The sequence below is a fragment of the Brachybacterium muris genome, from assembly GCF_016907455.1.
Classification (GTDB): domain Bacteria; phylum Actinomycetota; class Actinomycetes; order Actinomycetales; family Dermabacteraceae; genus Brachybacterium; species Brachybacterium muris.
Genome location: NZ_JAFBCB010000001.1, coordinates 2511088 through 2533574, shown reverse-complemented (window position 1 = coordinate 2533574; position 22487 = coordinate 2511088). Strand labels below are relative to the sequence as shown.

26 protein-coding genes and 5 pseudogenes are annotated in these 22487 nt (G+C 69.2%); 19 read left to right on the top strand and 12 right to left on the bottom strand.

Features of this window, described 5'->3' with window-relative positions:
* Nucleotides 1–101: 101 nt before the first annotated feature.
* Nucleotides 102–1548: pseudogene (locus JOD52_RS11790) on the bottom strand (IS1380 family transposase).
* A 120-nt stretch (nucleotides 1549–1668) separates the two neighbouring features.
* On the opposite strand from JOD52_RS11790, the pseudogene JOD52_RS11785 reads away from it, so the two are divergent.
* A pseudogene (locus JOD52_RS11785) lies at nucleotides 1669–2553 on the top strand (IS3 family transposase); the annotation flags it as partial.
* A gap of 294 nt (nucleotides 2554–2847) precedes the next feature.
* Here the strand turns inward: JOD52_RS11785 and JOD52_RS11780 are convergent.
* The 3 genes from JOD52_RS11780 to JOD52_RS11770 are packed head-to-tail and all read right to left on the bottom strand — an operon-like array spanning nucleotide 2848 to nucleotide 4891.
* The gene (locus tag JOD52_RS11780; RefSeq protein WP_204410148.1) at nucleotides 2848–3615 is read right to left on the bottom strand and encodes an SCO1664 family protein; all 768 of its coding nucleotides are present in this window, start codon (nucleotides 3613–3615) and stop codon (nucleotides 2848–2850) included.
* Nucleotides 3615–4175, bottom strand: coding sequence for a DUF3090 domain-containing protein (locus JOD52_RS11775; RefSeq protein WP_204410146.1), 561 nt, complete (start codon nucleotides 4173–4175; stop codon nucleotides 3615–3617). Before JOD52_RS11775 ends, JOD52_RS11780 begins: the two co-directional genes overlap by 1 nt.
* Nucleotides 4172–4891: an MSMEG_4193 family putative phosphomutase gene (locus tag JOD52_RS11770; RefSeq protein WP_204410145.1), complete on the bottom strand. Its 720-nt coding sequence runs from the start codon at nucleotides 4889–4891 to the stop codon at nucleotides 4172–4174. The genes JOD52_RS11775 and JOD52_RS11770 overlap by 4 nt, the downstream gene beginning before the upstream one ends.
* Before the next feature lie 137 nt (nucleotides 4892–5028).
* On the opposite strand from JOD52_RS11770, the pseudogene JOD52_RS17120 reads away from it, so the two are divergent.
* The 4 genes and pseudogenes from JOD52_RS17120 to JOD52_RS11755 form a co-directional block, all read left to right on the top strand.
* Nucleotides 5029–5220: pseudogene (locus JOD52_RS17120) on the top strand (hypothetical protein); the annotation flags it as partial.
* A gap of 164 nt (nucleotides 5221–5384) precedes the next feature.
* On the top strand, nucleotides 5385–5906 hold the full coding sequence (locus JOD52_RS11760; RefSeq protein WP_239551883.1) for a GNAT family N-acetyltransferase: 522 nt from the start codon (nucleotides 5385–5387) through the stop codon (nucleotides 5904–5906).
* A gap of 68 nt (nucleotides 5907–5974) precedes the next feature.
* On the top strand, nucleotides 5975–6112 hold the full coding sequence (locus JOD52_RS17885; RefSeq protein WP_420886616.1) for a FitA-like ribbon-helix-helix domain-containing protein: 138 nt from the start codon (nucleotides 5975–5977) through the stop codon (nucleotides 6110–6112).
* Nucleotides 6113–6191: 79 nt separating this feature from the next.
* On the top strand, nucleotides 6192–6332 hold the full coding sequence (locus tag JOD52_RS11755; protein ID WP_204410141.1) for a PIN domain-containing protein: 141 nt from the start codon (nucleotides 6192–6194) through the stop codon (nucleotides 6330–6332).
* Nucleotides 6333–6448: 116 nt separating this feature from the next.
* Here JOD52_RS11755 and JOD52_RS11750 read toward each other — a convergent pair whose 3' ends face one another.
* Nucleotides 6449–7264: an alpha/beta fold hydrolase gene (locus JOD52_RS11750; RefSeq protein ID WP_204410139.1), complete on the bottom strand. Its 816-nt coding sequence runs from the start codon at nucleotides 7262–7264 to the stop codon at nucleotides 6449–6451.
* A gap of 47 nt (nucleotides 7265–7311) precedes the next feature.
* Here JOD52_RS11750 and JOD52_RS11745 point away from each other — a divergent pair, with 47 nt between their 5' ends.
* The 3 genes from JOD52_RS11745 to JOD52_RS11735 all read left to right on the top strand — a co-directional run bounded on the left by JOD52_RS11745 (nucleotide 7312) and on the right by JOD52_RS11735 (nucleotide 10196).
* Nucleotides 7312–8607, top strand: a complete 1296-nt coding sequence (locus JOD52_RS11745; protein ID WP_204410138.1) for a condensation domain-containing protein — start codon at nucleotides 7312–7314, stop codon at nucleotides 8605–8607.
* 108 nt (nucleotides 8608–8715) lie between these two features.
* Nucleotides 8716–9213, top strand: a complete 498-nt coding sequence (locus tag JOD52_RS11740) for a hypothetical protein (RefSeq protein ID WP_204410136.1) — start codon at nucleotides 8716–8718, stop codon at nucleotides 9211–9213.
* An 11-nt stretch (nucleotides 9214–9224) separates the two neighbouring features.
* Nucleotides 9225–10196 carry an arsenic resistance protein gene (locus JOD52_RS11735; protein WP_204410134.1) on the top strand — a complete coding sequence of 324 codons (972 nt, stop codon included), beginning with the start codon at nucleotides 9225–9227 and terminating at the stop codon, nucleotides 10194–10196.
* A gap of 259 nt (nucleotides 10197–10455) precedes the next feature.
* Here JOD52_RS11735 and JOD52_RS11730 read toward each other — a convergent pair whose 3' ends face one another.
* From JOD52_RS11730 to JOD52_RS11720, 3 genes are all read right to left on the bottom strand, one after another.
* Nucleotides 10456–10938, bottom strand: a complete 483-nt coding sequence (locus JOD52_RS11730; protein WP_204410132.1) for a phage tail protein — start codon at nucleotides 10936–10938, stop codon at nucleotides 10456–10458.
* Nucleotides 10939–10985: 47 nt separating this feature from the next.
* Complete coding sequence (gene arfB / locus JOD52_RS11725) at nucleotides 10986–11408, bottom strand: alternative ribosome rescue aminoacyl-tRNA hydrolase ArfB (protein ID WP_204410131.1); 423 nt, start codon at nucleotides 11406–11408, stop codon at nucleotides 10986–10988.
* 116 nt (nucleotides 11409–11524) lie between these two features.
* Complete coding sequence (locus JOD52_RS11720; RefSeq protein ID WP_204410129.1) at nucleotides 11525–12016, bottom strand: VOC family protein; 492 nt, start codon at nucleotides 12014–12016, stop codon at nucleotides 11525–11527.
* A 46-nt stretch (nucleotides 12017–12062) separates the two neighbouring features.
* Here JOD52_RS11720 and JOD52_RS11715 point away from each other — a divergent pair.
* Nucleotides 12063–12266: pseudogene (locus JOD52_RS11715) on the top strand (VOC family protein); the annotation flags it as partial.
* Between the two features lie 27 nt (nucleotides 12267–12293).
* Here the strand turns inward: JOD52_RS11715 and JOD52_RS11710 are convergent.
* Nucleotides 12294–12842: pseudogene (locus JOD52_RS11710) on the bottom strand (LLM class flavin-dependent oxidoreductase); the annotation flags it as partial.
* Between the two features lie 14 nt (nucleotides 12843–12856).
* The gene (locus tag JOD52_RS11705; RefSeq protein WP_239551882.1) at nucleotides 12857–13813 is read right to left on the bottom strand and encodes an MFS transporter; all 957 of its coding nucleotides are present in this window, start codon (nucleotides 13811–13813) and stop codon (nucleotides 12857–12859) included.
* A 345-nt stretch (nucleotides 13814–14158) separates the two neighbouring features.
* Between JOD52_RS11705 and JOD52_RS11700 the strand changes: the two genes are divergently transcribed.
* Nucleotides 14159–15106, top strand: a complete 948-nt coding sequence (locus tag JOD52_RS11700; protein WP_204410127.1) for an L-lactate dehydrogenase — start codon at nucleotides 14159–14161, stop codon at nucleotides 15104–15106.
* Between the two features lie 59 nt (nucleotides 15107–15165).
* Here JOD52_RS11700 and JOD52_RS11695 read toward each other — a convergent pair whose 3' ends face one another.
* Nucleotides 15166–15486 (bottom strand): putative quinol monooxygenase, encoded by a 321-nt coding sequence (locus JOD52_RS11695; protein WP_204410126.1) that lies wholly within the window; start codon nucleotides 15484–15486, stop codon nucleotides 15166–15168.
* 251 nt (nucleotides 15487–15737) lie between these two features.
* Between JOD52_RS11695 and JOD52_RS11690 the strand changes: the two genes are divergently transcribed.
* A complete protein-coding gene (locus JOD52_RS11690) occupies nucleotides 15738–16508 on the top strand; it encodes a hypothetical protein (protein ID WP_204410124.1) in 771 nt (256 codons plus the stop codon).
* 241 nt (nucleotides 16509–16749) lie between these two features.
* Complete coding sequence (locus JOD52_RS11685; protein ID WP_204410122.1) at nucleotides 16750–17664, top strand: Abi family protein; 915 nt, start codon at nucleotides 16750–16752, stop codon at nucleotides 17662–17664.
* 248 nt (nucleotides 17665–17912) lie between these two features.
* On the opposite strand, the gene JOD52_RS11680 is transcribed toward JOD52_RS11685, so the two are convergent.
* On the bottom strand, nucleotides 17913–19325 hold the full coding sequence (locus tag JOD52_RS11680; RefSeq protein WP_420887414.1) for an IS1380 family transposase: 1413 nt from the start codon (nucleotides 19323–19325) through the stop codon (nucleotides 17913–17915).
* A 158-nt stretch (nucleotides 19326–19483) separates the two neighbouring features.
* On the opposite strand from JOD52_RS11680, the gene JOD52_RS11675 reads away from it, so the two are divergent.
* The 7 genes from JOD52_RS11675 (at nucleotide 19484) to JOD52_RS11645 (ending at nucleotide 22285) form a co-directional block, all read left to right on the top strand.
* Complete coding sequence (locus JOD52_RS11675; protein WP_204410121.1) at nucleotides 19484–19765, top strand: type II toxin-antitoxin system RelE/ParE family toxin; 282 nt, start codon at nucleotides 19484–19486, stop codon at nucleotides 19763–19765.
* Nucleotides 19740–20060 (top strand): HigA family addiction module antitoxin, encoded by a 321-nt coding sequence (locus JOD52_RS11670; protein WP_204410119.1) that lies wholly within the window; start codon nucleotides 19740–19742, stop codon nucleotides 20058–20060. Before JOD52_RS11675 ends, JOD52_RS11670 begins: the two co-directional genes overlap by 26 nt.
* The gene (locus JOD52_RS11665) at nucleotides 20057–20338 is read left to right on the top strand and encodes a putative quinol monooxygenase (protein ID WP_017824630.1); all 282 of its coding nucleotides are present in this window, start codon (nucleotides 20057–20059) and stop codon (nucleotides 20336–20338) included. Before JOD52_RS11670 ends, JOD52_RS11665 begins: the two co-directional genes overlap by 4 nt.
* Nucleotides 20339–20535: 197 nt before the next feature.
* The gene (locus tag JOD52_RS11660) at nucleotides 20536–20769 is read left to right on the top strand and encodes a FitA-like ribbon-helix-helix domain-containing protein (RefSeq protein ID WP_204410117.1); all 234 of its coding nucleotides are present in this window, start codon (nucleotides 20536–20538) and stop codon (nucleotides 20767–20769) included.
* Nucleotides 20766–21191 carry a type II toxin-antitoxin system VapC family toxin gene (locus tag JOD52_RS11655; RefSeq protein WP_017824632.1) on the top strand — a complete coding sequence of 142 codons (426 nt, stop codon included), beginning with the start codon at nucleotides 20766–20768 and terminating at the stop codon, nucleotides 21189–21191. Before JOD52_RS11660 ends, JOD52_RS11655 begins: the two co-directional genes overlap by 4 nt.
* Nucleotides 21173–22006: an alpha/beta fold hydrolase gene (locus tag JOD52_RS11650; RefSeq protein WP_204410115.1), complete on the top strand. Its 834-nt coding sequence runs from the start codon at nucleotides 21173–21175 to the stop codon at nucleotides 22004–22006. The genes JOD52_RS11655 and JOD52_RS11650 overlap by 19 nt, the downstream gene beginning before the upstream one ends.
* Nucleotides 22007–22093: 87 nt before the next feature.
* A complete protein-coding gene (locus JOD52_RS11645) occupies nucleotides 22094–22285 on the top strand; it encodes a hypothetical protein (RefSeq protein WP_204410114.1) in 192 nt (63 codons plus the stop codon).
* The last annotated feature ends 202 nt before the right edge of the window (nucleotides 22286–22487 follow it).

Sequence of the window (22487 nt, the reverse complement as noted above, 5' to 3'; positions counted from 1 at the left end):
ATTCGGGTATGACAGATCGTCGCAGTGTCCGTTGCGGGCGGTCGGGTTCCACTCCCGAGAGGAGGATTCTGCTGGTCGGTGGGGCGGGTGGAGCAGCTTGGTCAGGTCTGTGCGACGGCGGTGCGGAGCCGGTTGATGCCAGTCAGGACGGTGCGGGCTTCGGGAGCATGTTCGGCGAGGTGGAGGACCTTGTGCCGGCAGCGGCGCACGAGGGTCGCGGGGATCTCGAACAGCCGTGCGCGGAGCCGTTTGGGCTCCCACTTCCGCGCATCATGGCCGGTCAGCGCGATGGTCTGCATCCAGGCGACGAGCTCGCTAGCGAGCTGGATGATCTGGCACCAGACCTGGTTCTGCGCGAAGCCCTGCAGCGGGAACTTCATCAAGCCCATGTCCTTGGCGTTGCGGATCCGGTCTTCGCATCGTGCGCGGCGGCGGTGTCGCAGCTCGAGCACGGGAAGTTGGCCGCGCGGGGTGGGGGCACCTCCCCCGAGCGCAGCGAGGAGGGGGAGTGGTCGCGAACGCGGTGATGCGCATCCCCTCGTGATCGGTGATCCGCAGCTGCGCCCCAGGATGAGGACGTTCCTTCCGCACGATCACCTGCATCCCGGGCGGCCAACCCTGAAGATCCAGCAGCCCGGTCAGTTCCGCGACCCATGCTCCGTCGCGGATCCCGTCGGTGTCGGTGTCGTAGGCAGGAGTCCACGTCTTCGCCTCATCGATACGTTCCAGCAGGTCGGGAGTGTTCGCGGGGAGGGTGAACCCGACTGAGTAGGCCAGACGCTGCCCGGTCAGCCACTTGACGAAGTCCTTGGTGCCACCGGCTCCGTCGGTGCGGATCAGGACCTTCTTCGACCCCCTTCCGCCGGAGGAGAGCAGACCAGCCGGGAGCTGCGCAAGGGCCTGCCTGGTGATGGTGATGTGATCGGCGGCGGTGTTGGAACCGGCGTTGCCGGGGCTCAGGTGGATCGCCAGCGGTTCCCCGGTTCCTTCGCTGCCGTGGTCCAGGAAAGCGCACAGTGGGTGGTAACCGAAGCCGCGTTTGAACGTCGGTGCAGCCTGCTCCTTCTCACTGTGGACGTTGATCAGGGTGGCGTCGAGGTCGATGACCAGCGGATTCTTCGCACTGAGCCTGCGGACCGGGGAGTGGTCGCCGGCCAGTGCCCAGGCCCGTTCACGCGCGATGCGGCGGGCCTGGGAGATCGCCTCGACCACGGCGGGCGCGTCCTCGGCCAGCGTGGTCAGGTTCCTGGAGATCGTTGGGGCCGAGGCGACGTCTCCGAACAGTCCCGGTTCGCATCGCAGCAGATCAGTATCCGAAGCGTGCTCCCCGCCGATCGCGAGAGTCATCGCGAGGTCCAGCAGGACCTTCGAGGCGTGATGCTCGTCCAGTGGCTTCGTCCACGGATCCAGAGCTTCACGCAGCGAAGGGGCGAGGCCGGTGGCGTGGATCGTGCCGGTCAGCAGCACCGCGCCCGCATGCGCGGCCGCCGGGACCTCAGCGATGTCCACGCGCGGACGGGGGTAGAAGAACAAGGTAGGGTGGGACACCTGAAAGGTGCTCCTTCCGGCCAGGGATTACGAGACTCAACACCCCGCATCATCCCAGGCCAGGAGCACCTTTCTTTATGCCGTCCGTCGGGCGAGACCACACCCCCGTGAAATCTCGAGGTTAGCGAGCTCGCCGCCGACGGGATCCCCGTCGCAGTGTCCCTGCGGGTCCTGAAGCTCTCCCGCCAGCCCTACTACCGCTGGCGGAAGCGGCAGGTCACCGAGGCCGAACTGGTCGAGGCCTACCGAGCAAACGCCCTGCTGGATGCCCACCTGGAGGATCCCGAGTTCGGCTACCGGTTCCTGGTCGGCGAGGCCGCGGAAGCGGGCGAGGTGATGTGTGAGCGGACCGCGTGGAAGATCTGCCGGGACAACCAGTGGTTCTCCGCTTTCGGGAAGAAGCGCGGCAAGAACGGGAAGCGCCCCGGACCGCCCGTGCATGACGATCTCGTGCAGCGGGACTTCACCGCCGATGATGTCAACGAACTATGGCTGACCGACATCACGGAGCACCCGACTGGCGAGGGCAAGCTCTACCTCTGCGCGATCAAAGACGTATTCTCCGGCCGGATCGTCGGCTACTCGATCAGCGACCGGATGAAGGCACGCCTCGCGGTAAACGCCCTGGACAACGCCGTGATTCGGCGTCGTGACGTGGCCGGATGCATCGTGCACTCGGACCGAGGATCCCAGTTCCGAGCACGCTCGTTCGTGCATGCCCTGACCCGGCATCACCTCATCGGATCGATGGGGAAAGTCGGTGCTGCCGGAGACAACGCCGCGATGGAGTCCTTCTTCGCCCTGCTGCAGAAGAACGTCCTGGACCGCAAGCGGTGGCGCACGCGAGAGGAGCTCCGGATCGCGATCATTCCCCCGCAAGCGGGAGGTGCCCCCACCTGGATCGAGCGGACCTATCACCGCCGCCGCCGGCAGGACAGCCTGGGCCGATTGACCCCCATCAAGTACGAGACCATCATGAACCCGACCGTCAGCCTGGCGGCCTAAACCCAGCTGTCACCTATCGGCGCACCAGTCCCCTCGGTACCGGAACGCGGGTGGAGTTCCGCTTCAACGTGTGAAGCGGTGAGGCGCTCGAGCTGCATGAGGTGGAGAAGCCGTCGTCGCTCGTCGGTCGTGGCGGGTGCGGGTTCTGTGCTCGACTCCTGGGCGGCGCTGGAGGCGTCGACGAAGTGCATCGAACGCGCGGCGTAAGAGCTCTCCCGGCGGAGCGGGATCCCTATGCGGGGATGTCCGCTTGCACGCGCACGACCACCCCGGCGGCGTCGTGTGCGATCACCGTCAGAACAGCGGCCACGGCACCGCGGGCATGTCCCCGCCCGGAGCCGGGAAGCACCCGTCGGCCCGCAGCCGGGCGCAGCGCGCGGCGAGCGCGTCGATCTCCTCGACGCTGAGCAGCTCCGGGAGGCACCGGCCGAGCTCGCCGCTCAGCGCGTCGGCGATGCGGCCGATGCCGCCCATCTCCTCGACGGCCAGCGGCTCGCCCACCCACCCCCACAGGACGGTGCGCAGCTTGTCCTCGTGATGGAAGGTGAGCCCGTGGTCGACGCCGAAGCGGTGCCCTCCCGCCATGGCGAGGACGTGGTCGCCCTTGCGGTCGGCGTTGTTGACGATCGCGTCGAACACCGCCATGCGCCGCAGCACGGGCGTGTCCTCATGGACCAGGACGATCTGCTGACCATCCTGGTCCTCGCCCTCGAGGACGGCCCGCCAGCCCGCATCCGGCACCTCGTCCTTCGGCACCAGGTTGACGGCGTCCTGGTCGGGATCCGGCTCCTGCCAGAGCTGCACCATCCCCTCGCCGAACGGGCCGTCGCGCAGCCAGGTGCGCGGCACGATGTCCCAGCCGAGGGTCTCGGAGACGAGGTGGGCGGCCACCTCGCGGCGCGCCAGGGTGCCGCCGGGGAAGTCCCAGAGCGGGGCCTCGCCCGCGACGGGCTTGTAGACGACGACCGCCTCGCCGATGGAGCCCAGGAACGTCGCGTTCGACGCCGTCGTGAGCCGACCGGTGAGCACCAGCTCGTCGGTCACCAGTTCCGGCGCGGTCATCAGAACTCGGGGAAGGTGCAGGTGTGGCCCTCGGGGTCGATGGGCCGGCCGCAGAGCGTGCACAGCGGCCGGCCGGCGTTCACGACCTCGCGGGTCCGCCGGGCGAAGGCCCGGGCGGTGCCGACGGGCATCTTCACCCGCATCATCTCGGCATCCGGCGCCGGTGGCTCCTCCGCGAGATCCTCGTCGAGCTCGTCGCCGTCCGGGAGCGGATGCGCCTCGAGGATCAGCTGGGCCGTGGCCGGGTCCCAGCCGATGCCGATGGCGCCGGCGCGGAACTGCTCCTCGACGGCGTCGAGCGGGTCGTTGTCGACGAGCTCGACGGGAGTGCTCGTGGGCACGCTCCAGCGGTTGCCCTCGACCTCACGGAGCCGGTCGAGGATCTCGTCGACCTTCTGCGCGAGCAGCGCCGCCTGCTCCTTCTCGAGGGCGACGCTCACGATCCGCGGCCCGGTGCGCGCCTGGAGGTAGAACGTGCGGGATCCGGGGAGGCCGACCGTCCCGATGACGACGCGGTCCGGCCAGTCGAACTCATAGACAGGGGCGGGAGCGTCGGTCATGGCTCGATCCTAGGCGCCGGGCCGTCGGCGGTGGGAGTGCCGGCGCCGCCGCCCACTGCGGCCTCGGCTGACGGGACGCTCGTCGCGAGCCAGGACAGCTCGCCGGAGTCGGTGTTGGTCGCGAGGACCCGCGGCCTGCCGGCCCCATAGCTCACGATCGACACCGACGCGGGACCCGCCTCGAGCCGCTGGAACATGTCCAGGTGCATGCCGAGCGCATCGGCCAGGATCGCCTTGAGGAGGTCGCCGTGGCTCACCGCGACCCACACCGCCCCCGGGCCGTGCTCGGACTCGACCTCCGCGTCGTGGCGCCGGATCGCCGCCACGGCCCGGGCCTGCATCCTGGCCATCGACTCGCCGCCGGGGAAGACGACCGCGGAGGGATGCGACTGCACGGTCCGCCACAGATCCTCCTTCGCGAGATCGTCGAGCCGTCGGCCCTGCCACCGGCCGTAGTCGCACTCCGTGATCTCGTCCTCGACCGACGAGGGCGGCGCGACCGCCTGTCGCTCGACGATGGCCCGGGCGGTCTCCCGGCAGCGGTCCAGCGGACTCGAGACCACCGCGGCGACGGGCACCGCCGCGATCCTGTCGCCGGTCCGCGCGGCCTGCTCGCGTCCCACATCGTCCAGGCTCACGCCAGGAGTTCGGCCCGCCAGGAAGCCCGTCGCATTGGCCGTGGTGCGACCGTGCCGCACGAGGAGAACTGTCGCCATTCCTCCAGCGTAGCGAGGCTGGGGAGACCTGCTCCACCACCTGCCCGTCAGCGCCCGCGATCCACGGCATCGTGCTGAGCCCTGGGCGAGTAGGGTCTCGACGGCTGGGCGCGGAGCGCGCCGGGGAGGGGCAACCGATGGATGACAGGCCGACGGACGGTACGAGGGACCAGAACAGCGCGGACGTCGTCGAGCTCACCGGGCGGCTCCTCTGCGCTGACCTCACCGAGGCCTCCACGGTCCGGCAGCACCTGCCCGAGCACATCGCCCTCACCCGCGCCGAGCCCGGATGCTTCCGCTTTGAGGTCGAGCCGACCGAGGACCCGCTGGTCTGGACCGTCGTCGAGCAGTTCGTGGACCGTGCGGCGTTCGATGCGCACCAGGCGAGGGTTCGCACGAGCCGCTGGCTCGAGGCCACCGCAGGGATCGCACGGGACTACGTCATCTCGACCCGGGATTCGCTCGACGAGGTGAGCGCCGTTCCCCCTCGCCAATGCTGCGCCGGCTTCGCGCCTCCGACGCCCCGGCGGTGCACGCCGCGTTCGCCTCGGCCGACGACATGGCCCGCCAGGGTGATGTGGCCACGTCGGAGGATGCCGAGCGCTACCTCGCGCACCTGTTTGCAGACGACTCGTCTCACGAGCCCTGGGCGATCGCCGAGGGGGACGAGCTGATCGGGCTCGTCGCGGTCACCGTCGACGAGGAGAACCTCAGCGGCTGGTTCTGGTACTGGATGACGCACCACGCGCGCGGACGCGGGCTCACCGGCCGCGCCGCCGCAACCGTCGCGCACTGGGCGCTCACCGAGCGCGGCCTCGAACGGCTCGAGCTCGGGCATCGTGTGAACAACCCGGCCTCGGGCGCCGTCGCGAGAAGAGCGGGGTTCGTCAAGGAGGGCACCGAGCGCGGGAAATTCCTCGTCGACGGGCAGCGGATTGACGTGGACACCTACGGCCGGCTGCGCACGGACCCGCCCCCGGAGTGCGCCGCGCTGCCTATGGTCGATGGAGGCTGATCGCAGCGTCAGCTGAGGGTGCACTGACGATTCCGTCGAGCCGGAGCGTGCCGGACTCGCCCCGGTGCATGCCGTCTGAGCCGATGTGCTTGCTCCCGATCGTCGGCCCCTTCTGGGCGAAGGAGCATGGTCGGTCCATGGAAGCGCTGGTGCGTGAGATCCTCACGCGAGCTGCGAGGCGGCCGCACATCGGAGTGCACTGCTGAACGCTGCTCGGGACGTCGGCGACATCGACGACCTGACGCTTCCGGAGCGCGATGACGTCGCAGGGTGGGTGGACTTCGGATGATCGTGCTGGACACGAACGTCATCTCGGAACTCTTCCGATCGACGCCCGAGCCGCGCGTCGTCGAGCGGATGATGGCATTGACGGACGACATCGCGATCACGTCCATCACGCTCGCCGAGCTGCTGGCCGCCGACTGATCACCGAGGACGCGGCCTCCCTCCACACCGGGTCGGCAGGCCGGGTCCACGGCCGATCGTTAGCGGACGCGATCCGCCCCGGTAGACCGCCCTGTTCACCGACGGCGCCGGGGAGTTCACCCTCGAGGACGACTGAGCGTCGCCGTGGCGGAGAGGGGCGACCGTGCGATGTCGGCGGCGAGCACGGCCGGCCACCGTCGCACCTCGTCGGGTGTCGAGGCGACCTGCAGCGCGGCGTTCGGCATGAGCGAGACCAGCGCCTCGGCGGTCGAGATCGGGTGACCCGGGTCGTCGATCCAGGCGAGCACCGTGGTCGGCTGCGTGAGGCGCGCGATCTGCTCCGGCGTCGGGAGGTCGCTGAGCGCCGCACCGCGATAGACGGCGGGTAGGAGGTCCGCCGCGACGTGAGGCACCGTGTTGGGGCGGCCTGCTGCCGCCGGCGGGCCCGGGGCCGCGGCGTCGGCCGCGAGCATGCGCTCGATGCCGTGCGCCTCGAGAAGCGTCGCAGCCCTGCGGTACTCCTCGGCCCGCGCCGCTCTCGTCGCCCAGGCTGTCGGTGGGAGCAGCAGGGTGAACCCGCTGAAGCGGTCGGGCTCCAGCACTGCAGCGTGCAGCAGCGTGCCCGCGCCCATCGAGGGGCCCACGCCGTGCACCTGTTCGCCGGGGAACCACACCTCGAGCAGGTGCAGCAGGTCCTCGGCGAGGGTGGGCCACAGATAGTCCTCCGGGACCGGACGGCCGGTGGAGTGCCCGTGCCCGCGCGCGTCGTAGCGCAGCAGGCGCGTGTCGGAGAGCCCGCGCCCGAGATCGAGATCCAGCAGTCGATCGCGTGAGCGGCTCGAGGTGAGCCCGTGGAGCTGGACCACGGGCGGGCCGGACTCGTCGCTGAACGCCCAGGCGATCTGCGCTCCGGGGACCTCGATCCTGTGCATGTGATCGCCGCCTCTGCATCTGCGCTGGTCACGCCTATAGTAGCGCCATGCGACTCACGCACGTCTCCCACCTGCGGCTGCCGTTCGGGCCACTGCTCGGGATCGATCTCGAGGCGTCAGCGCCCGGACGGTCGTTGCCGATCTCCTTCGACCAGGCACGGCACGTTCAGCTCGGGGACCGGCCCGGGTCCTGGATGGCTCTCGCCTTCCGGCTGCCCGGCCCTCTCGATCGTGACGAGCTCGCCGCCGCGTGGACGGTGGTGGTCCGGGCCCACGGCACCTTGCGCACCGTCTTCGTCGATCGGGGCGATGCGCCCGCGTCGCTGCACGAGGTCACGTACGGCCCCGGGACCTGGGTCGAGCACGAGGTCGCGCCCGGGCAGTCGTTGAGCTCCGCGCTGCAGGACGTCCTGGACGCGCACTGCCGACCGCTCTCGCGACCCTCGCACCGGCTGTGCATGATCGAGACGTCCGACGGGCCCACGCTCGTGGTCGCCGCCGACCACTCCCACCTGGACATGTGGTCGATGCTGGTCATCGTCCGGGACCTCCTGGCCGCCCTCGAGAGGATCCAGCGCGGCGAGTCCCCCGCACCGGCGCCCGTGCCCTCCTTCGTCGAGCACACGGAGGCTCTCCGGGACCGTCCCGCGGCGCCGGAGGAGGTGCATCGACGCTGGCGCGAGGTCATCGACGCGGGCGGCGGTGCGATGCCCCGCTTCCCGCTGCCGCTGGGAGATCCGTCGGTCCATCCCGAGAGGGTGGTCGTCCGGGACGTGCTCGACGGCGACGCGCTGGCGGCCTACTCCGAGCGGGCGCGGCAGGAGGGGGTCTCGACCCTCGCTCTGACGATCTCCGCGATGACGAGCACCACCCAGGAGCTCGCGGGCACGGCGCTGAGAGCCGTGTTCCCGGTGCACAGCCGCTACGAGCAGCGCTGGCACGACAGCGTCGGCTGGTTCATCACGAACTCGGTGCTGGAATCCGGCGACCCCGACCCGTCGGCCTGTGCCGCCGCGATCAAGGAGTCGCTGCGGCTCGGCTCCCATCCGCTCTCCGAGCTCATGACTCCGTGGGGCGGCATGCCCGAGGCGGCGGGGATGCTGGCCGTGTCGTGGCTGGACATGCGTCGCCTGCCGGTGACGATCGACACCCGGGGCCTGGACGCCCACTACATCAGCGCCGGCATCCGCACTGACGGAGTGATGCTGTGGTTCGTCACCGACACCTCCGGCATCCACCTACGTTGCCGGTACCCGGACACCCCGGAGGCGCGGCAGAGCGTGGGTGCCTGGCTGGACGACCTCGTCGCCCGCATTCGTGGAGCGGGCGTCCGGGGAGGCTGATCTTCCTCGTGTCCTCCTCGCGTTCGACTCCCCTCCGGAGCGCCTGGCCGAGCCGGTCGATGCGTCGGACTCCGTCACGTCGCGGCGGTGCACTGCGAGGCTGGGGAGATGAGCGCGCATCCCGCCTTCCCGAACCACGTCTTCGACGCCCTCGGCGCCGAGCCCCTTGCCCACGAGGAGAGGATCGGCGGGATGGTGATGGTGGTCGAGAAACGGTCAGAGGGCGGCCCGATCACCCTGCTCACCGCGGGGGCGTCGAAGCTTTCCACCGACTCGGGGGAGGCGGTCGAGCTTGCGGTCGAGGTGCCGGACGGCCAGCAGGGAGCGGGGGTGGTCGCCCTGCGGATCGCGTGCGACGACATCGCGCAGAACCGGCGCGTCCCACCCTTCGGCGTCCCGTGGCCTAATTCCGAGCCATTTCTGCGCGGCACCGCGATCTCCGCGATCCTCGCTACCGGATCGCGCTGGGGCGCCCGTTTCGACGAGGTGCGCGACGAGGACGGCGCGATCGTCGCCACACCCTCGGCGAACGCGGCGGCGGTCGCGACTTATCGTGCGGCAGGATTCGAGGCGCTGGAGGAGGCGAGCGACCTCCGCCGGCCCTGAGGAGGAGCGGCATGCGCGCGATCGTCGAGCGGATGGAGCGCCACCAGATCCCGCTCTACCTCGGGGGACTGGCGCTCGGCGCCGTCGTCGGCCTCGCCGTCCCTGCGATCGCGCCCGGGGCGGAGCGCGCCGTCACCGGGGTGCTGGCGCTCCTGCTCTACGCCACCTTCCTGGGCCTGCCGATCGAGCGGATCGGCGGGGCGCTGCGCGACCGCCGCTTCCTCGGGACCCTGCTGCTGACGAACTTCGTGCTCGTGCCGCTGGTCGTCTGGCAGCTCTCGCTCCTGGTCGCCGACGACCGGGCGCTGCTGATCGGCGTGCTGCTGGTGCTGCTGACCCCGTGCATCGACTACGTCATCGTCTTCACCGGGATCGCGGGCGGAGATGCGGAACGGCTCGTCGCCGCCTCGCCGCTGCTGATGCTCGGCCAGATGCTGCTCCTGCCGGCCTTCCTGTGGATGCTCGCGGGGGAGGAGCTCGCTCGCGCGATCGACCTCGCGCCCTTCCTCGAGGCCTTCGCGTTCCTGATCGTGCTGCCGCTCCTCGCGGCGGCGCTCACCCGGCGGGCCTCGGGCCGGAGCCCGCTCGCCCGTCGGGTGGGCGGCGGCATGCAGGATGCGATGGTGCCGCTCATGGTGGCGACGCTCGCCGTGGTCGTCGCCTCCCAGATCGCCGGCGTCGGCGACCGCCTCGGCGACCTGCTGCGCACGGTGCCGGTGTACGTCCTCTTCGCCGCGGCGATGGGGGCTTTCGGCCTCCTCGCGGGCCGGCTCGCCCGCCTCGACGTCCCCGGCCGGCGCGCTCTCGTGCTCAGCGGCGTCACCCGGAACTCGCTCGTGGTCCTCCCGCTCGCACTCGCCCTGCCTGCGGCATACGCCCTCGCCCCGCTCGCCGTGGTCACGCAGACCCTCGTCGAGCTGATCGTCCTGGTGATGCTGGTCCGCCTGGTGCCGCGGCTCGTGCCCGCCGACGGGGAGAGCTGAGGGCGAGGTCGGCCGTCGCGTCGTCGGACCGGGCCGGGGTGCGCCGCAGGTGCCCGTCCCGAGGAAGCCGAGACAGCCCCCGAGCCCGTCGGGGTAGTGCTCGACCGTGACCGCTCAGATGATCATCACGGGCAGGCCGAGCGGGACCAGCTTCAGCAACAGGGGGGGGCGACGGCCTCGGGAGCATCACCCCCGACTGCTGGCACAGGTGCTTTGGGAGGTCGGGATGGCGGCCGGTCACCGCAGCGCCATCCCCGACTCATGCCTCCTCGGGCAGCGGATGCTCTCCCTTGATCACGAAGAACGAGCCGCGGATCTCCCCGGCGAGCTTCGATCGCTGGCGCGCGAACCTGAAGGCCGCCAGCTCGGGAGGGACCTCCATGCCCTCGGAGAGCTTGAACCCGACCGCCCGCTTGCCGCCCTCCGCGCGCGTCCACAGCACGTTCACGGCGAGCCCGGACGCGTAGAAGACGTGCACCCAGAGGATCCCCTCGACGTCGTTGACGCTCACCTCGAGCGCGGGGCTGGTGGGCACGATCTCCCGCTCCGAGCGCAGGATCTCCTCGACCCAGGCGCGGGTCGCGGGAGCCTCCGCGGCGGGGACGGTGGCGAAGACGTGCCGGTACTTGGTCGAGAAGTACCGCGCCTCGTTGGCGCGCAGACCGGCGAGGGCGTCGGCGACGGGGGAGGACTCGAGGCCCGAGGTGGTCACCTCGGTGAAGGACACGGGCTGTGCTTGCATGGGCAGAGCGTATTCCGCCAGGAAGGGACCCCTCTGGGACCCGTGCTCTACATATCCGGCCGACGACGCAGCTGCTTCGTCGCCCCGCGCTGCGTCTTCGCCTCGAGCCGGCGGCGCTGCGAGCCGCGCGTGCGCTTCGTCGGCCGACGCGGGACCGGCGGGGCGAGCGCCTCGCGCAGACGTGCGGCGAGGCGCTCCCGGGCGGCCGCCCGGTTGCGGTGCTGCGAGCGGTGCTCGGACGCCTCGATCCGCAGGATCTCGCCGAGAACGCCGACGGCCCGCGCCCGCTGCTCCGGGGTGAGCGCGGTGCTCGCGGCGAGGTCCCAGCTGAGCTGCACGCGGGAATCAGCGGTGTTCACTCCTTGGCCGCCGGGTCCCGAGGCATGGGTGAAGCGCTCGACGAGCTCCGCCTCCGGGATCACGACCCCCTGGGGAGCGCCCGGCCCAGGAGCGACGCGGAGGTCCGTCATCAGATCACCTCCCTTCGCGCCGGGGTCGACAGTGTCGACTGACGAACCATTTCGGGACTCATTCTGGCTCGTGCGTCGACAGTGTCGACCTCAGAGCCCCGCCCAGCGCGTGCCTCTCAGGACTCCGCGGCGGCCTCGAGCCGAGCGATGTCCAGCTTGACCTGCGTCATCATCTCGCGCATGACCGCCTGGGCGTGGGGTCCCCGCAGCAGCTCGTTGAGCCGCTCGGGCACGACCTGCCACGACAGTCCGAAGCGGTCGCGGCACCAGCCGCACTGGGACTCGGCGCCGCCGTCGGCGATCAGCGCCTCCCACAGGTGGTCCACCTCTTCCTGGGTCTGCACTGTGAGGACGATCGAGACCGCCTCGGAGAGCGGGAAGGCGGGGCCGCCGTTCAGCAGCGTGTAGGGGACGCCGCCGAGGAGCAGGTCGACCGTGAGGGCCTGTCCGGTCATGTCCGGTCCGTCGGGCGGTCCGCCGCCGGCCGCATAGGCGGTGCGGGCGAGGATCCTCGAGTCAGGGATCAGGGAGACGTAGAAGTCGGCGGCCTCGTCGATGCGGCCGTCGAACCAGAGGCAGGTCTGCACGTCAAGACGCGGGGTGCTCATGCGGGCATCCTCCTCCTCGTCCGCTCCGAGGGCTACCCTTCGCGGCATGGGAATCCATCGGGAGAACGTCGGCATCGCCGTGCGCGACCCCGACGCGGCGCTCGCGATCGCGGCTCGGCACGGCTGCCACCCGCTGCGGGGCGTGGCCACCTACGGCGACGTGTACCGCCTGACCTACCTGCGCGGCCCCAGCGGGATCCTGGTCATGCTCGCCGAGGAGCTGGGCGGGGCGGGAGCCGAGCCGTCCTGACCGCGGCGCCCCGGACCCCGGGACGGCTCAGTCCCGTGCGGGCGTCCAGCCGAGCGCCGGTCCGAGCCGGGTGGCGATGTCGGTGAGGATCTGCACGTAGTCCTCGGGCGCGAAGCTGAAGGGGAGCGCGAAGGCGACCTCGTCGACCTCGCGGAAGCCCGCATGGCCCCACAGCTGCTCGACGATCTCCGCGCTCGTGCCCACCAGATCCGGGGCGAACAGCATCCCGCGCGGTCCCTGCGGGGCACGGGTACGGGGGAGGCGCTCGGCGACGTAGGCGCGATAGCGCTCCTCCTGCGCCGCGCTCGCCGAGTCGGTCGGGATCACGACGAGGCCCTGGGAGGCGCGGGTCCCGCCCGCGGCGCGGAAGGCACGGATCTGCGCGGCCTGGACCGCGGCGAAGTCCGGCTCGTCGTCGGGCCCGGGAAAGATCACGCTCGAGGAGAGCAGGTGCAGCCCGTGCTCCCCGGCCCACACCGCGGACTCGAGGGAGCCGGCGCCGTACCAGAGCCGCTCGCGCAGCCCGGGGGAGTGGGGCTCGACCCGCGCCGAGTACTCCTCGACCACGCCCTGCTTCCGCCGACCTCCTTCTAGCCGAACCGCTTGGCGAGGGCCGAGGCGAAGGGGGCTATCAGCAGGGTCGGGGCGAGGCCCACGAAGTTCACGAGGCTCAGGAGCTGACCGTTGTTGAAGTACTCGTTCAGCATGTACGGCATCATGCCGCCGAGCATCATGCCGCCGAGCATCATGAACGCGATCAGCATGAAGAGCGCGGTGGCGATCAGGCCGGTGAGGCCGCGGTTGGTGACCATCGAGCCGAGCGCCTCGCCGAGGCCCTGGCGCTTCTCCTTCGCCTTCGGCGGGGTCGCGATGCGCTCCTCGACGTTGACGAAGCACAGCAGGTAGCAGACGACGGCGAGGACGCCGCAGCCGAGGGCCGCCCACATCATCCGGCTCCCGGACATCTCCGACTGGCCGTTGATCTGCACGAACACGACGAGCGGCAGGACCACGGAGATCGCGAGGTTCGCGAGGGTGCCGCCGAGGAGGCGGAAGACGGACAGCGAGGCGCGGTGGTCGGGGTCGTTGGAGATCACCGAGGCCATGGAGCCGTAGGGGATGTTGATCAGGGTGTAGAAGACCGAGCCCCACAGGATGTAGGTGGCGATCATCCAGGCCAGGCGGGTGCCGTAGGCGTCGTCCTCCACGAAGGGCGCCAACATCAGGAACGCCATGACGGTCACCGGGAGGCAGATCCGCAGCAGCCAGGGCTTGAAGCGGCCGGCGCGTCGGGGCTTCAGGGTGTCGATCAGGCGGCGGGCGCCGACGTCGGTGAACGCGTCGAGGATGCGCGCGACGAAGAGCAGGGTGCCCACGTGAGCGGCGCTGATGCCCATGACGTTCGTGTAGAAGATCATGAAGAACGTGGACTGGAGGATGAACGTGAAGTCGTTGCCCCAGTCGCCGAACATGTAGCCGATCTTGTCGCGCCAGCTGAACGGCCTGACGCCCTTCGTCTCTGTGGGTGTCACTGCGGTGGTGCTCATCGTCGTAGCGACTTCGGGCTCATCCTTGAGTCGCGAGAGCGGCATGCGCGGGGTGCGGGCGGCTCTGATCGCGGTGCTCTCCGGCAGACCGGTGTGTCGGGGCGAGGAGAGTCTGCGCCGCGGCCCGGTGCCGTTGTTGCCGGAGGTTGCAGAGCCGCCCCGGCGATCGTGGAATGTCCACTCGTCGGTAACGGGGTTCTGATCAGCAGTGTTGTTCTTGTCCCACCGAAGGGATCTGGGTTACGTTCGGGGTTGAGTGCTGACGCACAGTCCGATTGCCATGGGTTGCCAGCGGGAGCTGGACGGCCCTGTCGGAGGACGGATCCGCGCGTCTACCCTCGTTGCATGAGCGGAACCTCGAAGCTGACCGTTGTCGGAGCCGGAGCCGTCGGATCGAGCGTCGCCTACGCGGCCCTCATCCGGGAGAGCGCCCGGGACATCGCCCTGTACGACATCGCCCCCGAGAAGACCGAGGCCGAGGTGCTCGACCTCGCCCACGGCTCCTTCTTCGCGGGCAGCAGCCAGATCACCGGCGGCAGCGACATCGCGGTCGCCGCGGACAGCGACATCGTCGTGATCACGGCCGGCGCGAAGCAGAGGCCGGGCCAGACCCGCCTCGAGCTCGCCGCCACCAATGCGCGGATCATGGGGACCCTGATGCCGCAGCTGATCGACGTCGCGCCCGACGCGGTGTACGTCATCGTCACCAATCCGTGCGACGTGCTGACGCTGCTGGCCGACGAGAGCAGCGGCCTGCCCGCCGGGCGCGTCTTCGCCTCCGGGACGGCGCTGGACTCCTCCCGGCTGAGGTGGGAGATCGCTCGGCGCGCCGGGGTGTCGACCTCGAGCGTGCACGCGCAGATCGTCGGCGAGCACGGCGACAGCGAGTTCCCGGTGTGGTCCACGGCGACCATCGGCACCGTCCCGATCCTCGAGTGGCGCGGCGAGGACGGCACGGGCTTCGACCGGGCGGAGCTCGGGAGGATCGCGGTGGACGTGCGCGATGCCGCCTACACGGTGATCCGTGGCAAGGGCGCCACCAACTACGCGATCGGCCTGTCGAGCGCCCGCATCGTCGAAGCCGTACTGCGCGACGAGCACGCGATCCTGCCGGTCGCGCCGGTGCTCCGCGGCGAGCACGGGATCGACGGGGTCGCGCTCTCGGTGCCGTGCGTGCTGGGTCGGCACGGCGCGCGCCCGATCGCGGGGACGCCGTTCGACGCCGAGGAGCGCGCGGCGCTGCAGCGCTCCGCGGAGTCGCTGCGGGCCGTCGCCGCGGACCTGCGCGGCTGAGAGCCGAGACGCCGACGGGCCGGACCGGCAGCCGGTCCGGCCCGTCGGCGCCGGGGCGGTCAGTCGACGGTGACCTCACCCATGGGGCCCCAGTCCTCGACGTCGACCTGCTGGGAGACGATCTGCGGAGTTGCGGCGAGATACTGCGGGAACTCCTGCTGCATGGTGCGGAAGTGCTCGGAGTTCACATGGGGCTCCGCGCCCTCGTCGGTGAACGCCTCGATCAGCACGTAGGTGGTCGGGTCCTCGACGCTGCGGGACCACTCGAACCACTTGTTGCCGGGCTCGGCGCGGGTGGCCTCGGTGAAGGGCCGGGAGATCTCCGGCCAGCGGTCGGCGAACTCGGGCTTCACGGGGAACTTGACGTTGATCAGGATCATCGGGGGTCCTCTCGGATCGGGACGGGGGCTCGTCCGGCACCCTACCGGGAAGCGCCGATAAGGTGCAGGTGCAGGTGCAGGTGCAGGTGCTGGTGCCGAAGCTCGAGCGAGCGAGGGGGCTGGGGAGTCCTCCCCATCGCGGCTCGGGGAGCCGGTCGCTAGATTCCTGACGCGAGACGACATTCCTCGGAGCGGACACCGACGCGCTGCGCGACCTCTCGGACACCTTCGGCGACCGCGCGCAGCGGCTCATGGAGCTCGCCGAGGAGCTGCTGGCCTCGGTGGGCGCGGTGACTGCCGTCGCCTGGGTCGGCGGGTCCGGGGGCGCCTGGTCCCCCGACGGATTCGACCTGTCCGACATCGCCCCCTGGCTCGTCCCCGGGACGCCGAGCACCGTCCAGGAGCGGGCGGAGAAGGTCGTCGAGAAGTGGCTCGAGGAGAAGGCCAAGGACAAGACCATGGATGAGGCGCAGAAGGCCCTGGATAAGTTCCTGAAGAAGATCAAGACTCCCGAGTTCTGGCGAACGTTCGGGAAGAAAGCGATCCCGGCGATCCCCGATCTTCTCGACGCGGCCCACCATGCCGTCAACGGAGAGTCCCAGGAGATTACCTTCGCGCTCTGCCGAGCCCTCATCGAAGCGAATCCAGGAACGGCCTGGCTGGGCACGGCGAACACCATCTCGGAGTTCGTGTTCCCGTACGCCCCGGACGACTGGATGTTCCCCGGGACAGATCGGCCCCTGAACGAGGGAAGTCTCTTCGACCACGCCGAGGACTCCGCGATAGCCGGCTCGGAGGAGAACGGCTCAGCCGAGATGATGCGCGAAGGGGAACAGGCTGGCCTGGAGATCTCGGATCGGCTGGGGATCGAGCACGAGGGCACGCGCAACGTCTTCAAGTTCGTCGGCGGACTCTCCGGGCTGGTCGGCCGCGCGCACCGTGACCCGGCGGACCCGGACAAGCCGTGGATCTTCGCCGTGGACGAGCCCACCCAGGACAGGATCCGCGACCTCCTCCCCTGAGCCGGCCCCGGCGCTCAGCGAGCTCACCGAGCACGCCACGAGCATGACCCTCAGCGTTCACGAGCGGCAGGGCTGGGAGCCGCCTCGTACGTCCAATCCACGGGTCCGTCCGCTCGACGAGGACCTCCCACGGTCATGAAGGCGAGTTGTCGGCTGTCGGCCGCTCGCGTACACTGGCTACTACTAAGACCGGTTCCGCCTACCTCGGTAGGTCCAGGGCCGGTCCTCATTCTTTCAGGCGGTGTTCGTGGACAGTGGCGTCAAGGCGCACGAGTCCTACGCCCGGCAGGTCGAGATCCTCGCCGCCCGTGGCATGGACATGGGCGACCGCGAGTCGGCCGAGGCAACGCTCCGGCGAGTGAACTACTACCGGCTGAGCGGTTACTGGTATCCGTTCCGCAAGCAGTTTGAGGGTGGGCGCGAGGACGACTTCTACGACGGCACGCGCTTCAGTGACGTGGTCGCGCTCTACGAGTTCGACGCCAGGCTTCGAGCCGCGACGTTCACAACGCTGACTCCCGTCGAGTTGGCCATCCGCGCGCTGCTCGGCCATGAACTCGGGCGCATCGATCCCTGCGCGCACCTCGACGCGGAACTGCTCGGCCCGATAGCTCGCCAAGGTGATCGCTACCCGAGGTGGCTGGAGAAGTACCAGCGCGAACTCAACTGGTCACGTGAAGACTTCGTGAAGCACCACGACATGAAGTACGGCGGGCGTCTTCCGGTCTGGGCTGCCGTCGAGATCATCGACTGGGGGAGCCTCACGCATCTCTACAACTTCGCGCCAGTCGGGGTTCGCGAGGACGTCGCCGATGCTTGCGGGCCCAGCCCTTCCCAGCTGGCGAGCTGGCTAAAGTCGCTCAACGTTGTGCGTAACACGTGCGCTCATCACGGCCGTCTCTTCAACCGGGTGCACACGCTCACACCGAAGCTCCCACCTGTCGGCCGTCACGCTGATCTCGACGCCAGCGCTGCGGACTGGAGTCGCACGTTCGGGCAGTTGACGCTCGTGCAGTTCCTATCGGACCGGCTGGGGCTCGGCCGCAGCAGCCTGCTCCGGGCCGTTCTGAAGAGCTATCCAGCAGTTCAGGCCGTGCCCGTCGCGCACATGGGCATCCCTGACGACTGGCAGACCAGCAGTCCGCTCTGGGCCTGACGAGGCTGTGTCGGAAGTTGAACCCTAGAGGTTGTTCGGCTACGGAACGCGGTGGAATTCCGGTTTAACGTCTAGCCTCGATGTTTCATCGGGCTGGTGGGCGGGGGCGTTCGGCGTCGTTGCCGGTGTTCAGCTGCTGATTCTGGCATGTGGGTGTGACAGATCGTCGCAGTGTCCGTTGCGGGCGGTCGGGTTCCACTCCCGAGAGGAGGATTCTGCTGGTCGGTGGGGCGGGTGGAGCCGCCTGGTCAGGTCTGTGCGACGGCGGTGCGGAGCCGGTTCATGCCGGTTAGGACGGTTCGGGCTTCGGGGGCGTGTTCGGCGAGATGGAGGACCTTGTGCCGGCAGCGGCGCACGAGAGTCGCGGGGATCTCGAACAAGCGTGCGCGGAGCCGTTTGGGTTCCCACTTCCTCGCGTCATGGCCGGTCAGAGCTATGGTCTGCATCCAGGCGACGAGCTCGGAGGCGAGCTGGATGATCTGGCACCAGATCTGGTTCTGCGCGAAGCCCTGCAGCGGGAACTTCATCAAGCCCAGGTCCTTGGCGTTGCGGATCCGGTCTTCGCATCGTGCGCGGCGGCGGTGACGCAGCTCGAGGACGGGTAGCTGGCCGCGCGGGGTGTTGGTGGCGAACGCGGTGATGCGCATTCCTTCGTGATCGGTGATCCGTAGTTGCGCTCCGGGGTGGGGGCGTTCCTTCCGCACGATCACCCGCATCCCGGCAGGCCACCCGGACAGGTCCAGCAGTCCGGTCAGCTCCGCCACCCACGCCCCCTCGCGGATCCCGTCGGTATCGGTGTCATAGGCCGGAGTCCACGCCTGCGCCTCATCGATATGTTCCAGCAGGTCAGGAGTGTGCGCGGGGAGAGTGAACCCGACGGAGTAGGCCAGCCGCCGCCTGGTCATCCACTGGAGAAATTCCTTGGTGCCGCCGGCTCCGTCGGTGCGGATCAGAATCTTCTTCGACCCCCGCCTGCTCCGGGCCAGCAGGGCTGGTGGGAGCTGCGCGAGCGCGGCCTTGGTGACGGTGATGTGATCAGCCGCGGTGTTCGAGCCGGCGTTGCCGGGGCGGAGATGGATCGCCAGTGGTTCCCCAGTCCCTTCGCTGCCGTGGTCGAGGAACGCGCACAGCGGGTGATAGCCGAAGCCGCGTTTGAACGTCGGTGCGGCCTGCTCCTTCTCGCTGTGGACGTTGATCAGGGTGGCGTCGAGGTCGATGACCAGCGGGCTCTTCGCACTGGCCCCCGCGGCGGGGGAGTGCTCCCCGGCCAAGGCCCAGGCCCGTTCCCGCGCGGCGCGACGGGCATTCGAGATCGCCTCGATCACGGCGGGCGCGTCCTCAGCCAGCGTGGTGAGCATGCGGGAGATCGTGGGGGCCGAGGCGACGTCACCGAACAGGTCCGGTTCGCACCGCAGCAGATCAGCATCCGAAGCGTGCTCGCCGCCGATCGCGAGAGTGAGTGCGAGATCCAGCAGGACCTTCGAGCCGTGATGCTCTGCCAGCGGTTTCGTCCACGAATCCAGCGCCTCACGCAGCGAAGCAGCGAGGCCAGTGGCGTGAATCGTGTCGGTCAGCAGCACAGCGCCCGCATGCGCGAGGGCCGGAACCTCGGCGATGTCCACCCGCGGACGGGGGTAGAAGAACAAGGTAGGGTGGGACACCTGAAAGGTGCTCCTTCCAGCGGATGGGTACGGGTCTCAACACCTCGTATCATCCCAGGCCAGGAGCACCTTTCGCCATTCATTCCGCCGGTCGAGACCACACCCCCGTGAAATCTCGAGGCTAGCGTCAATGACGGTGTCCGTTATATGCTCCTCTCGTGATCAGATCGTTCGGCAGTAAGGACACCGAGCGCATCTGGCACGAGCAGTACGTCAAGCGCGTTGATCGGACTGTGCAGCGAGCGACTCTGCGGAAGCTCGAACTGATCCATGCGGCGAAGGATGTCGAGGATCTGCGGATCCCGCCGGGGAACCGGTTGGAGCGACTGGTCGGCGACCGTCGGGGGCAGCACAGTATCCGCGTGAACGCGCAATGGCGCATCTGTTTCGTCTGGAGAGAGGGAGGCGCGGAAGATGTCGAACTCGTCGACTACCACTGAGGCCGACTTGATCGGACCGATCCATCCGGGGGAGATCCTGATGGAGGACTTCATCGAGGGCTTCGGGATCACGCAGAACAAGCTCGCCGTGTCGATCGGGGTGCCGCCGCGTCGGATCAACGAGATCGTGCACGGCAAGCGGGGGATCACCGCTGATACGGCGATCCGTCTGGCGCGATACTTCGGGACGTCCGAGGAGTTGTGGATGAACCTGCAGTCGAACTACGAGCTGCGGCTGGAACGGCGGGCTCTGTGCGACAAGGTCGCCGCGATCACGCCGCTGAAGACCGCATGAGCGCGATCGAGCTGAAGGGTCGCCTGATCTGTGAGGATGACGAAGAGGTGGAGACTGTCATTCGTTACCTGCCGCGACACGTGGAGCTCACTCGCGGAGAGGCTGGATGTCTTCACTTCGAGGTCGTCCAGACGGAGGACCCGCTTGTCTGGTCCGTTGCGGAGAGGTTCGCTGATCAGTCGGCGTTCGACGCGCATCAGAAGCGCGTGAAGGCGAGCGGTTGGGGCCGCGCAACGGCTGGAATCACGCGGGACTACGTCATCAGCAGGGGAGCCTGATAGCTCTACAACGCTAGAGGTTGGTTCGTGCCCGAACTTGGTGGAGTTTAGGTTCAACGTGTAGTCGGGAGCCTGTAGTCGGCATCGGCCACTGGCGCCGACTCCTGCATCGCGATTGCGCGTTCCTCTGAAGATGGTGTCCGTCGGCATTGCCTGGTGAGTGCTATCGTTGCTGATATCGTGGGAGGTGATCGCTGATGTCATCCATCATTGTTCGAGGGCTCGACGAAGCGGTGAAGCAGCAACTCGCCGCGCAGGCGAAGGATCACGGCCGTTCCATGGAGGCCGAGGTCCGCGAGATCCTGACGAAAGCCGCCCGGCGACCACACTTCGGAATGGCGCTGCTGTCTGCTGCGCAGGACGCCGGTGGCGTCGATGACCTGCCGATCCCGGTGCGCAACGATGTCGCTCGGGCGGTGGAGTTCGAGTGATCGTCCTGGATACGAACGTCATCTCGGAGATCTTCCGACCGTCGCCGGAGGCGCTTGTGATCGAGTGGCTCGCGTCGCTGACGGGCGATGTCGCGATCACGTCCGTCACGCTCGCGGAGTTGCTGGCGGGGGTGCGGCGACTGCCCGAGGGACGTCGTAAGGATGGGTTGACCAGGCGCATCGACGCGACACTGGAGCTTTATCGCGGGAGCCGTTCGGTGCTGCCGTTCGACGACCTGGCCGCCGACCGCTACGCCGATGTACTCATGGCGCGGGAGACTTCAGGTGCGCCGATCAGTACAGCGGACGCGCAGATCGCCGCGATCTGCCTGGCGCACGACGCGACCTGCGCGACACGCAACATCAAGGACTTCGCACATACCGGGGTCGATCTGGTCGATCCGTGGAGCGCTTCGACATGACCTCTGCGTATTCCGGTGAGAGTCTGCAGATCTCTCGCGGAGACGTCACCATCTCCGTCACCGACCTTAGCGGGGACGGGCCGCCCCTGCTGCTGCTCCATGGCCTCGCGGGCAGCTCCCGGGAGATGCTCGCCACCGCTGACGCACTCATCGACTCGTTCCGCGTGCTGCTGGTCGATCAGCGCGGCCACGGCCGCAGCACTCGCCGCCCGGAAGATCTCTCGCGGGAGGCGTTCGTCGCCGACATCGTCGCGGTCATGGAACAGGTCGTGCCGGGGGAGAGGTGCGTTCTGGTCGGCCAATCGATGGGAGCGCACACAGCCTTCCTCACTGCAACGGCCAGGCCGGACCTTGTCGACCGCCTGGTGATGCTCGAAGGCCATGTGGCCGGCAACGACGACCCGGACCAGGCAGCGATGCTGGGCCGCTACTTCGCCTCCTGGCCGGTCCCGTTCGCAGATGAGGCCACAGCCCGGGAGTTCCTCGGCGACGACGCCATCGTCGATGCCTGGGTGGCGGACCTCGAGGCGGGACCGGACGGGCTGCAACCACGGTTCGAAGCCGACGTCATGGAACGCACGATCCGGGCGGTCCATGAGCCGCGCTGGGCCGAGTGGGAAGCACTCGAGGTCTCGACACTGGCGGTGTTCGCCATGGACGGCATGTTCTCTGAGGCCCAGAAGGATGAACTCATCCGGAGGCGCCCGGCCACGGATCGGGTAGACCTGGCAGGCGGCTCCCACGATGCCCACCTGGATGCGTTCCCGGAGTGGATCAGGGTGCTGCGTGCCTGGCTGCGCCCAGAGACATGCTGAGCCGAGAGCCCACCGCACTTCCAGGTCGACGCGAGCCACGGGTGCTCCCCCGAGAAGTCCCGGTGCAGGGGTCACTATCATCGGGACATGACGACGTTCGGCCGGCTGTTCGTGCGGTACCACCACGACCCCAGCGATGAGGTGGCCCAAGAGATCATGGTGCGCCTGCGTGCCGTCGATCTCGCCGACCTGCCCGCGGATGCCGTCGTCATCAGGCGCACGCTGTCAAACATCGACCCGATGGGCTGCTCCGGCAGCGCATCCGCACCATGGTGCTGAACGGTCGCCTCGAGGACGCCCATGCGGTGGCGGGGCAGATGAAGGAACCGCTGCGGGGCCACCGCGACGTCGCCCACCACCTCGCGGAGCTGGGGGATCATCACAGCTTCCTCGCCGAGTGGCCCCGCTGCGAGCCGCGCAGAGCAACACAGGAGCTGGTGGCACTGCGCCTGAGCCTCGTGGCGGCCGTCGGCCGCCGAGA

Coding starts and splice junctions, on each gene's coding strand:
- JOD52_RS11770 (WP_204410145.1), bottom strand. CDS start 4,891: ATGGCGACAGTTCTCCTCGTGCGGCACGGTCGCACCACGGCCAATGCG.
- JOD52_RS11730 (WP_204410132.1), bottom strand. CDS start 10,938: ATGCAAGCACAGCCCGTGTCCTTCACCGAGGTGACCACCTCGGGCCTC.
- arfB (WP_204410131.1), bottom strand. CDS start 11,408: ATGACGGACCTCCGCGTCGCTCCTGGGCCGGGCGCTCCCCAGGGGGTC.
- JOD52_RS11700 (WP_204410127.1), top strand. CDS start 14,159: ATGAGCGGAACCTCGAAGCTGACCGTTGTCGGAGCCGGAGCCGTCGGA.
- JOD52_RS11740 (WP_204410136.1), top strand. CDS start 8,716: ATGAGCGCGCATCCCGCCTTCCCGAACCACGTCTTCGACGCCCTCGGC.
- JOD52_RS17885 (WP_420886616.1), top strand. CDS start 5,975: ATGCCGTCTGAGCCGATGTGCTTGCTCCCGATCGTCGGCCCCTTCTGG.
- JOD52_RS11695 (WP_204410126.1), bottom strand. CDS start 15,486: ATGATCCTGATCAACGTCAAGTTCCCCGTGAAGCCCGAGTTCGCCGAC.
- JOD52_RS11720 (WP_204410129.1), bottom strand. CDS start 12,016: ATGAGCACCCCGCGTCTTGACGTGCAGACCTGCCTCTGGTTCGACGGC.
- JOD52_RS11780 (WP_204410148.1), bottom strand. CDS start 3,615: ATGACCGCGCCGGAACTGGTGACCGACGAGCTGGTGCTCACCGGTCGG.
- JOD52_RS11750 (WP_204410139.1), bottom strand. CDS start 7,264: ATGCACAGGATCGAGGTCCCCGGAGCGCAGATCGCCTGGGCGTTCAGC.
- JOD52_RS11755 (WP_204410141.1), top strand. CDS start 6,192: ATGATCGTGCTGGACACGAACGTCATCTCGGAACTCTTCCGATCGACG.
- JOD52_RS11745 (WP_204410138.1), top strand. CDS start 7,312: ATGCGACTCACGCACGTCTCCCACCTGCGGCTGCCGTTCGGGCCACTG.
- JOD52_RS11775 (WP_204410146.1), bottom strand. CDS start 4,175: ATGACCGACGCTCCCGCCCCTGTCTATGAGTTCGACTGGCCGGACCGC.
- JOD52_RS11660 (WP_204410117.1), top strand. CDS start 20,536: ATGTCATCCATCATTGTTCGAGGGCTCGACGAAGCGGTGAAGCAGCAA.
- JOD52_RS11670 (WP_204410119.1), top strand. CDS start 19,740: ATGTCGAACTCGTCGACTACCACTGAGGCCGACTTGATCGGACCGATC.
- JOD52_RS11705 (WP_239551882.1), bottom strand. CDS start 13,813: ATGAGCACCACCGCAGTGACACCCACAGAGACGAAGGGCGTCAGGCCG.
- JOD52_RS11735 (WP_204410134.1), top strand. CDS start 9,225: ATGCGCGCGATCGTCGAGCGGATGGAGCGCCACCAGATCCCGCTCTAC.
- JOD52_RS11665 (WP_017824630.1), top strand. CDS start 20,057: ATGAGCGCGATCGAGCTGAAGGGTCGCCTGATCTGTGAGGATGACGAA.
- JOD52_RS11690 (WP_204410124.1), top strand. CDS start 15,738: ATGGAGCTCGCCGAGGAGCTGCTGGCCTCGGTGGGCGCGGTGACTGCC.
- JOD52_RS11760 (WP_239551883.1), top strand. CDS start 5,385: ATGCTGCGCCGGCTTCGCGCCTCCGACGCCCCGGCGGTGCACGCCGCG.
- JOD52_RS11645 (WP_204410114.1), top strand. CDS start 22,094: ATGACGACGTTCGGCCGGCTGTTCGTGCGGTACCACCACGACCCCAGC.